This is a genomic window from Mesorhizobium subarcticum (assembly GCF_055456085.1).
On record NZ_CM144237.1, the window covers coordinates 6,245,559 to 6,259,317 of the forward strand.

Sequence of the window (13,759 nt, forward strand, 5' to 3'; positions counted from 1 at the left end):
ATATCTCATATGCCATTTTCCGGAAATTCAAGAGACAGTCTGGCCAAAATCATGGCCCAACCCGGGAAACTCTTGGCAGGCGGGCGTAGAGTTGGCATCAGCTTCCACCATGCCGGCAAAGCCGCGCGGCAGAGATCGAGGACAGATGCTGGTCACCGAAGGCGCATTGCCGGATGAAATCACCGATCTCGCGTCCGGTTACCGGCGCGTGCCGGCCGGCAAGATCATCAATGCGGTGACGTGGATGGAAGCGCGTGCGCCGGTGCCTGACCTCGCGCAGCCCCTGGCAATGACCCGGATCACCAGGCCCGATGGCGCGTCCTACCGTGCGATCTTCCTCGAGATCGGCGCGCCCTGGCTGTGGGATCGCGCGGCCGAAATGTCGGATGCCGAAATATCAGCGCATTTTTCCGACCCTCGCCAGCATGTCTATTACGGCCATGACGACAACGGCGACCACGTCGGCATGGTCGAATTCTCGGTGACCGACGATAGTGAGATCGAGATCACCTATTTCGGCCTGTTCCCTTCCTTGACCGGCCGTGGCTTCGGCAAGCGGTTGATGGCCGGCGCGCTCGACCAGGCGTGGCGCCTCCGCCCCGGCCGTATCTGGCTGCACACCAGCAGCTTCGATCATCACAGCGTCATCGGTTTCTACAGGGCTTGCGGGTTCGAGGCCTTTGCGGCGGGTTTCGAAATTACCGACGATCCCCGGATCAAGGGAACCCTGCCGCGCGATGCGGCCCCGCAAATCCCGTTGATCGAAACGGAATGGGTGCCCGGCGCCAGATGAGACCGTCTTCGCAACCCGCCGGCCAGGCATCGCCCCACCATCGCCGGTGGGTGCGGCGCGAAAACATCCTGTCGAGGCTGGAGCAGCATGTCGACACACGCATCGTGCTGTTCGCCGCGCCCGCAGGCTTCGGCAAGTCGACGACGATGGCGCAATGGGCGGCGGAAGTCGCGCGCCACGGCCGGTTGACCGCCTGGCTCTCCTGCGAGGCGACCGACAATGACGAAGGCGCCTTCCTGTCGCATCTGGTGGGCGCGCTGCGCCATCTCGTCCAAGGCCCCGCCGAACTCGACCTCGCCTTCCAGTCGAGCCCGATCCCGCAGCTCGATGTGGTGCTCGCCGCACTTGTCGCTGGTCTTGCCGCACGCGACGCCGACATCACTCTGTTCTTCGACGACTACCACGCCATCGAAGCGCCGGCGGTGAAGCGGTTCATGGAGCGGCTGACCCGGCAGGCGCCCGCCAACGTTGCCTTCGTCATTGGTTCGCGCAACCTGCCCGACCTGCAGCTCGGCAAGCTCAGGGTGCTCGGCGACGTTTTCGAGATCGGTCCGGACGATCTGCGTTTCGCCTCTTCCGAAGCCGAAGCCTTCTTCAACGACAAGCTGGGCCTTAGCGTCAGCAGCGGCACAGTGGAAACGTTGTGTTCGCGGACCGAAGGCTGGGCCGCCGGGCTGCAACTCGCCTCGCTGTCGCTTAGTGCCGCGCATGCGCCGGAAACCGTCATCGGCAATTTCACCGGCGCCAACCGCAATGTCGCCGACTTCCTGATGGGCGAAGTCTTCCTGGAGCTGCCGCCGGCCCTGGCGAAGTTCCTGCTCCACAGTTCCATCTTCGAGCGCTTCAGCGCCGAGGCCTGCCGGGCAGTCTTGCGCGCGGCGGACGCCGAGGCCAACATCACCGAGATCGAGACCCGCAACCTCTTCCTGGTGCCGCTCGACGAGGAGCGGCGCTGGTTCCGTTACCATCATCTGTTCCACGACTTCCTCAGCCGCGAACTGGAACGGCGCGAACCGGAGATGATCGCACCGCTACACCTGGCCGCTGCCGAATGGTTCGGCGAACGCAAGATGCTGACCGAGGCGATCGGGCATGCGCTCGCTGCCGGCGACCAGGCCCGCGCGGCGGTGTTCGTCGAGAACAACGCACTCGAACTCATCGCCCAGTGCCAGTTGCTCTATGTGCGCCAGTTGCTGGCACAGCTGCCCCGGAAACTGGTCGACCAGCGTATCCGCCTGCAACTCGTCGTGTTGTGGCTGGCGGTGCACTCAAGCCAGCCCGAGATTGCCCAGCAGACGCTGGCCAATGCGCGCAAGCTGGTCGAGACTGGGCCGGCAGACGGCAAAGACCCAGGCACGCTGACCGGCACCACGATCGAGGCCGAGATCGCCGTCCTCGATGCCGCCGTGCACAGCACGCTGGAGCGGTTCGAGGACGCACGCGACACCGCACTGGCCGCCCTGCGCATCATCGCGCCAGACGCCTGGTTCATGGAGGGTGCCACCGCCAATGTCATCGGCTACAACCTCTATGCGCTGGGCGACCTTGAAGGGGCGCGTGCCGCGGCGGACGCAGCGCGCAAGGCGCATGAGCGAAGCGGCAGCCTGCTCGGCGTCACCATCGCCAATTGCTACATGGCGGTCATCGAGCGCTCGGCCGGCCGCCTGCCCGCCGCCGAACGGCTGCTGCGCAACACGATCATCGAGGCCAGGACGCGGATCGGCGCCAACTCCTACGCCGAGGCGCTCGCCGGAACGCTGCTGGCCGAACTTGCCTATGAGACCAATGCATCCGGCGAGGCGCTGACGCTGGTCGAGAATCTTGGGCCGCTGATCGAGGGCGCCGCGGTCATCGTCTATCCCCTGGCCAGCGTGCCGACCTATGCCCGCGTGCTGCAGCTGACCGGTCGCGGCGACGCCGCACTCGACATGCTGGAGCGCGTCTACCAGCGCGTGCGCGGCTCCGTCTACCGCCGCCTCGCTTCGGTGCTGGTGCATGATCGCATCCGGCTGCTGCTCGACCAGAACCGCGTCGCCGAGGCACGCGCATTGCTGAGCGAGCATCGCCGTGAAAGCGCTGAGACCGCCCCTACTGTCGCCAACGAATTCGAGTTCTTCGCCGAAGGCCGGCTGCTGACGGCGGAGAAGTCCTACGCAGCGGCAGCGTTGATTTTTGACACTCTGCGGGAGCGAACGAAAAGCAGCGGGCGTATGCGCCGCCACATACTGGCGCTGATCCTGCGCGCCAAGAGTGCCGGCCATGACCAGCGCGAGGCCGACCGCCATCTGCTCGAAGCGCTGCGTCTTGCCCAGCCCTCCGGCTTCATCCGCTCCTTCGTCGACGAGGGCAGGCCTGTCGTCGAAGGGTTGATGCGGCTGCGCGCGGCGCAGGCAAAGACCGACCCCGCCCTGTCGGCCTATGCGACGCGCATCATCGATGCCGCGCAGGCGATGCCTGTAGCGACGCGCAAACCGGCCGCACCAGCCGAGAAGGAACAGCTCACCCAGCGCGAGACCGAACTGCTGCGCTGCCTGTCGGAAGGCATGTCCAACCGCGATATAGCGGTTGCATTGTCGGTCAGCGAAACGACGGTGAAATGGCATTTGAAGAACATTTTCGGCAAGCTTTCGGTGTCGAACCGCGTCCAGGCCGTACGCGCTGCCCAGGCCGCCGCAAACCTCCGCCCCCCTCCGAAAGGAGGGGCATAGATAAGTGCACAGCCCTCCTTTCGGGGCGGGCCATGGGATTGTTAGCCTGCTAGCCTCCTCTGGATTTTAGAGGACGCTGCTTATGGCGACAGGTTACGTTTTTCACGAACAGCTGATGTGGCATGACACCGGCTCCAGCGCCGACATGATGCCTCCCGGCCGTTTCGTGGAACCAGGACGGCACCTGGAATCACCGGGGTCAAAGCGCCGACTGAACAACCTGATCCAGGTCAGCGGCCTGGCGCGTCATCTGGTGCCGATCGTCGCAGAACCGGTGACGGTCGAGGATCTGCTGCGCGTGCACACACAGCGCCATGTCGATGATATCCGCATGCTCAGCGAGCGCGGCTCCGGTTTCGCCGGCCCGCAGGCGCCGATCGGCCTCAACAGTTTCGATATCGCGCTGTTGTCCGCCGGCACCACCTATGCGGCGATGCGCGCGGTGCTCACTGGACGGGTCGACAACGCCTATGCGCTGGCGCGTCCGCCGGGTCACCATGCCGAGCCCGACCAGGCGATGGGCAACTGCCTGTTCTCCAACATCGGCGTGTCGGTGCGCCGGCTGCAGCATGAAGGCCTGCTCGGCCGCACGGCGATCGTCGACTGGGACGTGCATCACGGCAACGGCACCGAGACGGTGTTTTATTCCGATCCGTCGGTGCTGACCATTTCCCTGCATCAGGACAATCTCTACCCGACCGGACGCGGCGCACTAGCCGACAATGGCAAGGGCGCCGGCGAAGGCTACAACATCAACGTGCCCTTGCCGGCCGGCAGCGGCACGGGCGCCTATGAGGCAACCTTCGACCGCGTCGTCGCTCCTGCCTTGCGCGCCTACAGGCCGGACCTCGTCATCGTCGCGTCCGGCTTCGACGCCTCGGGCTTCGATCCGCTCGGCCGCATGATGCTGAACAGCGAATGCTTCCGGCGCCTTGCCGCGCGCATGGTGGCGCTGGCCGCCGAGACATCGAACGGGCGCCTGATGATGACCCATGAAGGCGGCTACTCCGAAGGCTATGTGCCGTTCTGCGGCCACGCCGTCATCGAGACGCTGGCCAACCACCGCACCGAAGTGGTCGACCCGCTGTCGGACCATATCGACGAATGGGCCGGGCAGGATTTGCAGCCGCATCAGGCCGCCGCGATCGATGCTGCCGAAGGGCTGCTTGCCGGCCTGCGCCAACGCCTCGCAAGTGCTGCCTGACGCGATGGATTTTCTGATCACCACGCTCCTCAATGCGCTGACGCTGATCAGCATCCTGATGCTGGTCGGGCTCGGGCTGGCGATCAGCTTCGGCCTGATGAACGTCACCAACCTGGCGCATGGCGAGTTCGTCACCGTCGGCGCCTTCGCGGTCTATTTCGTCCAGAGCATCGGCGGCTCGTTCTGGCTGGGGCTCGCCGCCGCGCCGATCGCGGGCGCGGTGGTCGGCTGCATCCTGGAATTCGCCATCATCCGCCACCTCTATTCGCGGCCGGTCTCGACGGTGCTCGCCACCTGGGGCGTCAGCCTGATCCTGCAGCAAGGGCTTGAGCTGACCTTCGGGCTCGGCGCCAAGCCGGTGACGCCTCCGATCGAAGGCACGCTCGACCTGTTCTTCACCGTCTATCCCGCCTACCGGCTGATCCTGATCGCCATTGCCATGCTGACCTTGCTCGGCGTCATCCTGCTGATCAGCCGGACGTCGTTCGGGCTCGACATCCGCACCGTCATCCAGAACCGCGAAATGGCCGAAGGCGTCGGCATCAACACGCGGCGCACCTACGCCATCGCCTTCACCTTCGGCGCGGCCATCGCCGGGCTCGCCGGCGGACTGGTCGCGCCGCTGGCGATCGTGTTGCCGCAGATGGGGGTGAACTATCTCGCCAACGCCTTCTTCGTCGTCATTGTCGGTGGCGTCGGCTCGATCGGCGGCCTTGTCGCCGGCAGTGTCTTCGTCGGCGGGCTGACCAGCGTGCTCAACTACCAGATCTCGCCATCGCTGGCGCAAGCGATCGTGCTGCTCGCGGCCATCGTCGCCGTGCGGCTGCGGCCCAATGGCCTGTTCAACGGGGCATCGCGATGATCGCCCGCGACCGCAACTGGCTGCTGATCTTCGCCGTCTGCGTGGTGCTCGCGGTTCTCTATGCGCTCTTCGCCGACGGCTACCAGCTGACTGTCATCCGCGACGCGCTGATCTTCGGCCTGTTCGCTGCCAGCCTCGACTTCTTCTGGGGCCGCACCGGCATCCTGTGTTTCGGCCACGCCGCCTTCTTCGGCATTGGCGGCTACATCATGGCCCTGATCACGCTCAACGACGCCATCCCCTTCGGCAGCCTGCTCGGCATCATGGGCGCGGTGACGGGGTCTGCCTTGGTTGCCGCCATCATCGGTTACTTCCTGTTCTTCGGCGGCATCCGTGGCAGCTACTTCACCATCGTCACGCTCGCCATGGGTGTCATCTGCCAGCAGGCCGCCGTCTCCTGGAGCTCGGTCACCGGCGGTGACAGCGGCCTGATCGGCATCCCGCCAATCGAATTCGATGTCGGCGGAATGCATGTCGATCTCAGCCAGGACCTGCCCAGCTACATCTTCGTCGCCGCCATCGTCGCGGTGGTGGTGCTGGCACTGTGGTCGATCAGCCGGGGCCGCTGGGGCACGGTGCTGACCGCCATCCAGGACAATGAAGTCAGGGCGGCAGCGCTCGGTCACAACGCGCCGTTGCGGCTGCTCGTCACCTTCATCGTTTCGGCGGCGATCGCCGGGCTTGCCGGCGCGCTTTATGTCTGCATGGCCGGGCTGGTAGCGCCCGACCTCTCCGGGCTGCTTTTGTCGACGGAAGTCATCGTCTGGGTGGCAGTCGGCGGGCGCGGCACGCTGCTCGGGCCGGTGCTAGGCGCGATCTTCATCCAGCGTGCACAGCAGACGATCTCAAGCTTCAACCCGAGCCTGTGGCCGCTACTGCTCGGCTGCGTCTTCGTCATCATCGTCTTCGTGCTACCGGACGGCATCCTGTCAATCTATGCGCGGTTGAAGAGCCTGTTCAAAGGCCGGAGGCGCGCGCAATGAGCGATGTGCTGCTCCAGGCCGAGAATGTCGGCATCCGCTTTGGCGGGCTGCAGGCACTGGAAGGCTTGAACCTGACGGTCCGCGATAAGGAGCTCTGCTGCATCATCGGGCCGAACGGCGCCGGCAAGAGCACCTTCCTTAATGTGCTGACCGGCACGCTTCGCCCGACCAGCGGCAGCGTGCGCTTCCTAGGCCACGACATTGCCGGCCTGCCGCTGCACCGCATCGCCCGGCTCGGCATTGCCCGAAAATTCCAGATCCCGTCGGTCTTTCCAAGCCTCTCGGTGGAAGACAATCTCAAGGTGGCGCGATGGGGCGTGCCCTCGCCGGTCCGACCGGTCGGCGAACTCCTGGAGCTGGTCGCGCTCACCAATCGTGCCGCCACGCTGGCCGGTGAACTCGCGCATGGTCAGAAGCAGTGGCTGGAGATCGGCATGGCGCTGGCGATCGAGCCTCGGCTGCTGCTGCTTGACGAGCCGACCGCCGGCATGACGCCGCAGGAAACCTTGGCGACCGCCGAGATGCTCCTTCGAACTCAAGGGCGAGTTCTCGATCATTGCGGTCGAGCACGATATCCGCTTCGTGCGGGCGCTGAATTGCGAGACGCTGGTGCTGCATCAGGGGCGCCGGCTGCGCAGCGGTCCTTTCCACGATATCGAGACCGACGAAATGGTCCGCGACGTCTATCTGGGGAGGCGCTGACCATGTTGCGGACACTTGCCGTCTCGGCCGGCTACGGCCTGCTCCCGGTGCTGAACGGCATCGACCTTAGCGTGGCGTCAGGCGAAATTGTCGGCTTGCTCGGCCGCAACGGCGCTGGCAAGACGACGCTGCTGCGCGTGATCGCCGGCGGCCTGAAGGCGAGCGGCGGTGCAGTGGTTCTCGGCGATCAGGATCTTACCAACGCACCGGCCTTCCGCCGCGCGCGGGCGGGCATCGCGCATGTGCCGCAGGGGCGCGGCATCTTCAACCAGCTGACCGTGCGGCAAAACCTCGAAGTCGGCACCCGTGCCGCCCGGGATCGCGGCGACGGCGGCATTCCTGACGACATCTTCGGCTATTTTCCGATCCTGCGCGAACGCGAAGCGCAAATCGCCGGCACGCTTTCGGGCGGCCAGCAGCAGATGCTGGCGATCGGCCGCGCGCTCTGCGGCCTGCCGTCGGTGCTGCTGCTCGACGAGCCTTCGGAAGGCATCCAGCCGAACATCGTGCAGTCGATCGCCGAACTGATACCGCGCATCGCCCGCGAACGCGGCATCGCAATCGTTCTGGTCGAGCAGAATCTCGACCTCGTCCTGAAGGCGGCGGACCGCTGCCTGGTGATGGAGAAGGGCAGGATCGTGCATGAGGGCACGCCGGAAGCATTCGCCGACGAGAGCCTGCTGAAGGATTTGTTGGCCCTATAAGGTGCGCTGAAGCGCGCCTGGGACCTCTTGGCTTTGTAAGGCGTGCATGGGGCGCGCCTGGACTGGAAGGGAACATAACAATGATAAGCAGAAGAACGATCCTGAAATCCGGCGGCGCCGCCGCTGCCTTCGCCATGGTCGGCGCGCCATCGATCCTGCGCGCCGCCGATACCGTCAAGGTCGGCCTGTCGATCCCGATCACCGGGCTGCAGGCGATCCTCGGCGAGACGCTGCTCAATTGCTACAAGCTCGCCGCCGCCGAACTCAACGCCGCCAACGGCATTGGCGGCCGCCAGGTCGAATTGTTAATCGAGGACAACCAGACCACGACCAAGGGCGCCATCGACAAGGCGCGCAAGCTCATCAACGAAGACAAGGTCGATGTCATCATGGGCACGATCATTTCGCCCGAGCGAAGTGCTACGCTTTCGGTGACGTCGAAGGTCAAGAAGTTGTTTTTCTACCCGACCAATTTCGAGGGCGGCGAATGCAACCGCTACTTCGTCGCCACCGGCCCGATCCCGATGCAGCAGGTCGACCCGATGATGCCGTGGGTGGCGGAAAACCTCGGCAAGACGATCTATGTCATGGCCTCCGACTATGCCTGGCCGCAGAAGATGACCGAGGCGATCACGGCAGCCTATGAGAAGGCCGGCGGCAAGATCATCGGCGCCGACTATTATCCATTCGGAACCACGGATTTCGGCCCGGCCTTCCAGAAGATCAAGTCGCTGAAACCCGACGTCGTCTGGTCGATGGTGGTCGGCAACGATGCGGTCACGCAGCTCAAGCAGTATCGTTCTTTCGACATCAAACAGCCGCTGATCGCGCCGCTCGACGAGGTCTTCAACAAGGACGCGCTGCCGCCCGGCGTCGCCGCCGGCACCTACGCGCCGCAACCCTACTGGATGGCGCTCGACAATCCGGTCAACAAGAAGTTCATCGCGAGCTTTCGCGAAAAATTCGGCCAGGAGAAGATGGTCAACGGCATCGGCGAGGCCGGCTATAACGGCCTGCATCTCTATGCGCTGGCCGCCGAGAAGGCCGGATCGGTGAAGGATGACGATGTGCTGAAGGCGCTGCCGACGATCGAGTTCGACGCGCCGCAAGGCAAGATCCGCGTCGATGCCTCAAACAACCACACGCTCTGCCATTCCTATGTCGGCAAGGCGGCGGCGGACGGCATCGGCTACGAAATCGTCAAGGATTTCGGCACCATCGCGCCGGTCACGCCCTACTGCAAGCTGTAGGCAATTTCTGAACCTGACGGCGGCTTTGTCGCTGCCGTCAGGGCGTCCGTGGCGCAGGCAGCCGCTCACGCAACTCGTCGACAAGCACCCTGGTGTTTTCGGAATAGTCGATGGGCACGACGACGAGATGCACGCCGCCGCCGGCAAAAGCCTGTTCCAGCGCCGGCCGCAAGTCGGAAATCTCCGCAACCCTTGTTCCCTTGGCGCCATAGGCCTCGGCGTATTTGACGAAATCGGGATTGCCGAAGGTCATGCCGAAATCCGGGAATTCGTCGACCGCCTGTTTCCAGCGGATCATGCCATAGGCATGGTCTTCGAGCAGCAGCACGACAAGGTTGAGCTTGAGCCGGACGGCGGTCTCCAGTTCCTGGCTGTTCATCATGAAGCCGCCATCGCCGCATATGGCCATGACGCGACGCTGGGGATAGAGCAGCGCCGCCATCATCGCCGACGGCAGGCCGGCGCCCATCGTGGCCAGCGCATTGTCGAGCAGCAGCGTGTTTGCCATGCGCGTGCGGTAGTTGCGCGCGAACCAGATCTTGTACATGCCGTTATCGAGGGCGAGGATTCCGTCCGCCGGCATGACGGCGCGCACGTCATGCACGATGCGCTGCGGCGTGAAGCGGTCTTCGGTGGCGCGCGCGGCGATGCGGCTCAAAATGCCTTCCCGTAGCGGCAGCAGGGCCTGCGCATTGGGGATCTTACCCTCGATGCGGTCGGCCAGCAGCGCCAGCGAAGGCCCGAGGTCGCCGACGATCTCGGCCTGCGGAAAATAGACCTGCTCCACATCGGCCGTCTGATAGCCAACATGGATGACCTTCGGCCCGTTGGCACCCATGATGAAGGGCGGTTTCTCGACCGTGTCATGACCAATGGTGATGATCAGATCCGCCTGCTCGATCGCCTCGTGCACATAGTCGCGCTCCGAAAGGGCCGCCGTTCCCATGTAGAGCTCGGTGCCGCCGGGCACGGTACCCTTGCCCATCTGCGTGGTAAAATAGGGGATTTGGGTGCGCAGCACGAACTGGGCGACGTCGGGGGTCACGCGCGGCCGCGACGCCGCCGCGCCGAACATCAACAGCGGACGCTTGGCTTCCAGGATCATGCGGGCGGCGCGATCAAGCGCGCCCGGGCTGGCCAGCGGCAGGTCGACCGGATGCGTCGGCACCAGTGCGATCGGCTCGCACTCCGCCGCCGCAATGTCTTCGGGCAGTTCCAGGTGCACGGGGCCGGGACGCTCCTCCTGGGCAACGCGGAAGGCTTCGCGCACCAGCGAGGGGATCATCTTCGGCGAGACGATCTGGCGCGACAGCTTGGTCAGCGGCTTCATCGCTGCGACGATATCGACGATCTGGAAGCGCGCCTGCCGCGACGACAATATTCCCTTCTGCCCGGTGATCATGATCATCGGCATCGCGCCGAGCAGCGCATAGGCCGAGCCGGTGGTCAGGTTGAGCGCGCCCGGGCCAAGCGTGGTGATGCACACGCCTGCCTTGCCGGTAAGCCTGCCATAAGTGGCGGCCATGAAGGCGGCCGCCTGCTCGTGGCGGGTCAGGATCAGCTGGATCGACGAGCGGCGGATGGATTCGACGATGTCGAGATTTTCCTCGCCCGGAATGCCGAAGATCCGGTCGACCCCTTCATTCTCGAGGGCCGCCACGAACAGATCCGAACCCTTGGTCATCAACCGTCTCTCCTGCAATGCGTACATTCCGTCAGCCACCTTCATATGGCAGGGAAGGCGACGCCGCAAAGAGGCTGTCTTCGACGCCAGGTCAAAGGCGCGTGTTGCAGCCCGCCGCCTTGGGCGATGCAAAGAGCTGCGCCGGTGCCGGCCGGAGCGCCGCGCGTGCCGGTGATCATGTCATCAGTTTCGGCAAGGCGGCCGCCAGCGCGTCGACAGCCAGTCGCACCTTGAGCGGCAGATGTGGTGTCTGCAGCCAAAGGGCATGGCAGTCGTAGGGATAGTGTGGCTGGTCCGGCAACAGCGCCATAAGCGCGCCGGCTCGAATGCGCTCGCGAACCAGCCATAAGGGCAGCCACGCCAGCCCCATACCCTCGACGGCCGCATCGGCGATGGCATCGAGATCGTCGAGCCGCAGCCGGCCGCTGGGCACGATCTCCTGTGTGGGTTGCCCCCGCGCGGGAAGAGCCACGGCTGAACCACCTGACCGAGCCGGCGATAGACAATGGCGTGATGATCGGCGAGGTCTTCGATCCGCCGCGGTTCGCCGTGAATTTTGAGATAGGCAGGCGCGGCACAGACAATCATGTTCTGGCGCGCAACGCGGCGCGCGATCACGCCGGCCTTGTCGTCCAATTCACCGGTTCGGATGGCGAGGTCGAAGCCATCCTCGGCGAGATCGGCGAAACGGTCGCTGAGCGACAAATCGAGTTCCAGCATCGGATACTGCCGCGCGAGCTTTAGCAGCACGGGCGTAACACAGTGTCGGCCGAAATGCGCCGGCATGGTGACGCGCAGTTTTCCGCGCGGTTCGGAAAGCTGATCGGCGGCGAGCGCATCGGCTGCCTCGGCCTCGGCCAGCACGACCCTGCAGCGTTCATAATAGGCGCGGCCGAAATCGGTCAGGCTCTGGCGGCGCGTGGTGCGGTTGATGAGACGCACGCCGAGGCGCTCTTCGAGAAAGCGGACATGCTTGCCAACCATCGGCCCGGACAGGTCGAGCGCGACCGCCGCAGCCGCGAACGAGCCGAGGTCGACCGCCTTGACGAACACGGCCATGCTCTCGAGCCGATCCATTCGGAACTCCTGGTTTCTACTTCTCTGCCCGGACGGCCATTTATCCCCGATATCGTCGGCTGCATAGCTCATTCGGTTCAGATGATTTGGAGTGTCCCGAATGTCCCGTATTGTCCGCTTCCACCAGCATGGTGGCCCCGAGGTTCTGCGCATCGAGGAGGTAGACCTCCCCCCACCGGGTCCGGGCGAAGTGCAGATTCGCGTCAAGGTGCTCGGCCTCAATCGCGCCGAGGCGTTGTTGCGCGCGGGCATTTATATCGAGACGCCGGCACTGCCGTCCGGGCTTGGCCTGGAAGCAGCGGGCATCGTCGAGGCGGTCGGTACAGGCGTGAAGGATTTCACGCCCGGCGACGCGGTCAGCGTTATCCCGCCGCAATCGATGGTTCGCTGGCCAGCCTATGGCGAGTTGGTCACCCATCCTGCCGAACTCGTCGTCAAGCATCCGCCTTCGCTCGACTGTCAGACAGCGGCGGCGATCTGGATGCAGTATCTCACCGCCTATGGCGCGCTGGTCGACATAGCCAAACTCGGTAACGGGGACCACGTCGTTGTCACGGCAGCTTCAAGCAGTGTCGGGCTTGCCGCGATCCAGATCGCCAACAAGGTCGGCGCGACGGCGATCGCGGTGACTCGGACATCGGCCAAGAAACAGGCTCTGCTCGACGCGGGAGCAGCGCATGTGGTGGTGCTTGCCGAGGAGGATCTTGCCGCACGGCTGAACGCGATCAGCGGGTCGCAAGGCGTACGCGTCGTGCTCGATGCAATCGGCGGTCCGATCTTCGAGCCGCTGACGGCCGCGATGTCAAATGGCGGTATTCTAATCGAATATGGCGGCCTCAGCAGCGAGCCGACGCCGTTCCCCTTGGCTGCCGTGTTGGGCAAGACGCTGACACTACGTGGCTACCTCGTCCACGAGATCACCGGCGATCCGGCGAAACTGGAGGCAGCCAAGGCGTTCATTGTTGAAGGCCTGGAGACCCGCACGCTGAGGCCGATCATCGACAGGACCTTTGCCTTCGACCAGATTGTCGAAGCGTATCGCTATCTCGAATCGAACCAGCAGTTCGGGAAGATCGTAGTGACGATCTGAGATCGTGGTGACGATCTGAGATCGTAGTGACGATCTGAGATCGTGGTGACGATCTGAGATCGTGGTGACGATCTGAGATCGTGGTGACGATCTGAGATCGTGGTGACGATCTGAGATCGTGGTGACGATCTGAGATCGTGGTGACGATCTGAGATCGTGGTGACGGTTTGAGTGGCAACGGCGAACAAATCATTGTTGCCGGCAATACCGCCCTTGAAGGCACGGCTCCGCATTCCTAACTGTCCGGTGCGGGCCGGGCCCCTCTGACGATCGCTTGTGGTGATTGTGATGTCGGACCGCTTTAACGGGCCCGTTTCCATTCTTTTTGGTTAGGCGGGCTCATTTCTTTCGGTTGGAGCCCCGTATGACATCTTCCCTGCTTGGCCTGGTTTGCCCCTCCTGCCGCGTCGCGCTCACAATGAGCGAACGCCAGGGTATCGAAATCGACTATTGTCCGCAGTGCCGCGGCGTCTGGCTTGATCGAGGCGAACTCGACAAGATCGTCGAGCGCTCCGGCAGGGAGGCGGCGCCTGCGGCGCAGCCACAGCCGGCAGCGTTCTCGCAGCCGCAACACGGCCGCGATGACGATTATTCACGCTCGCAGGGCCACCGCTATCCCAAACGGAAGAAATCATTCTTCGAAGAATTGTTCGATTGACCGCAGGACGCCAAGCGCCTGCCGAACATTTCTAAAAACCACAT

Annotated in this window: 10 protein-coding genes and 1 pseudogene; 9 read left to right on the forward strand and 2 right to left on the reverse strand. The window is 64.2% G+C overall.

Annotation, left to right across the window (positions count from 1 at the left end):
- Nucleotides 1-91 precede the first annotated feature (91 nt).
- The 7 genes from ACZYHG_RS30600 to ACZYHG_RS30630 all read left to right on the forward strand — a co-directional run bounded on the left by ACZYHG_RS30600 (nt 92) and on the right by ACZYHG_RS30630 (nt 9,206).
- Complete coding sequence (locus tag ACZYHG_RS30600; RefSeq protein ID WP_464611761.1) at nt 92-793, forward strand: GNAT family N-acetyltransferase; 702 nt, start codon at nt 92-94, stop codon at nt 791-793.
- Nucleotides 790-3,501, forward strand: coding sequence for a LuxR C-terminal-related transcriptional regulator (locus ACZYHG_RS30605; RefSeq protein WP_464611762.1), 2,712 nt, complete (start codon nt 790-792; stop codon nt 3,499-3,501). The genes ACZYHG_RS30600 and ACZYHG_RS30605 overlap by 4 nt, the downstream gene beginning before the upstream one ends.
- Before the next feature lie 82 nt (nt 3,502-3,583).
- Complete coding sequence (locus tag ACZYHG_RS30610; RefSeq protein ID WP_464611763.1) at nt 3,584-4,705, forward strand: class II histone deacetylase; 1,122 nt, start codon at nt 3,584-3,586, stop codon at nt 4,703-4,705.
- 4 nt (nt 4,706-4,709) lie between these two features.
- The gene (gene urtB, locus ACZYHG_RS30615) at nt 4,710-5,567 is read left to right on the forward strand and encodes an urea ABC transporter permease subunit UrtB (RefSeq protein ID WP_027041180.1); all 858 of its coding nucleotides are present in this window, start codon (nt 4,710-4,712) and stop codon (nt 5,565-5,567) included.
- Complete coding sequence (locus ACZYHG_RS30620) at nt 5,564-6,550, forward strand: branched-chain amino acid ABC transporter permease (RefSeq protein WP_464611764.1); 987 nt, start codon at nt 5,564-5,566, stop codon at nt 6,548-6,550. Before urtB ends, ACZYHG_RS30620 begins: the two co-directional genes overlap by 4 nt.
- The gene (locus tag ACZYHG_RS30625; protein ID WP_464611765.1) at nt 6,547-7,956 is read left to right on the forward strand and encodes an ATP-binding cassette domain-containing protein; all 1,410 of its coding nucleotides are present in this window, start codon (nt 6,547-6,549) and stop codon (nt 7,954-7,956) included. The genes ACZYHG_RS30620 and ACZYHG_RS30625 overlap by 4 nt, the downstream gene beginning before the upstream one ends.
- 80 nt (nt 7,957-8,036) lie before the next feature.
- Nucleotides 8,037-9,206 (forward strand): substrate-binding protein, encoded by a 1,170-nt coding sequence (locus tag ACZYHG_RS30630; RefSeq protein WP_464611766.1) that lies wholly within the window; start codon nt 8,037-8,039, stop codon nt 9,204-9,206.
- 37 nt (nt 9,207-9,243) lie between these two features.
- Here ACZYHG_RS30630 and ACZYHG_RS30635 read toward each other — a convergent pair whose 3' ends face one another.
- Together ACZYHG_RS30635 and ACZYHG_RS30640 are read right to left on the reverse strand one after the other, a co-directional pair.
- Nucleotides 9,244-10,890: an acetolactate synthase large subunit gene (locus ACZYHG_RS30635; RefSeq protein ID WP_464611767.1), complete on the reverse strand. Its 1,647-nt coding sequence runs from the start codon at nt 10,888-10,890 to the stop codon at nt 9,244-9,246.
- 175 nt (nt 10,891-11,065) lie between these two features.
- Nucleotides 11,066-11,967: pseudogene (locus tag ACZYHG_RS30640) on the reverse strand (LysR family transcriptional regulator).
- 100 nt (nt 11,968-12,067) lie between these two features.
- On the opposite strand from ACZYHG_RS30640, the gene ACZYHG_RS30645 reads away from it, so the two are divergent.
- Together ACZYHG_RS30645 and ACZYHG_RS30650 are read left to right on the forward strand one after the other, a co-directional pair.
- Nucleotides 12,068-13,057 carry a zinc-dependent alcohol dehydrogenase family protein gene (locus ACZYHG_RS30645; RefSeq protein ID WP_464611768.1) on the forward strand — a complete coding sequence of 330 codons (990 nt, stop codon included), beginning with the start codon at nt 12,068-12,070 and terminating at the stop codon, nt 13,055-13,057.
- A gap of 364 nt (nt 13,058-13,421) precedes the next feature.
- Complete coding sequence (locus ACZYHG_RS30650; protein ID WP_464611769.1) at nt 13,422-13,715, forward strand: TFIIB-type zinc ribbon-containing protein; 294 nt, start codon at nt 13,422-13,424, stop codon at nt 13,713-13,715.
- Nucleotides 13,716-13,759: the final 44 nt, after the last annotated feature.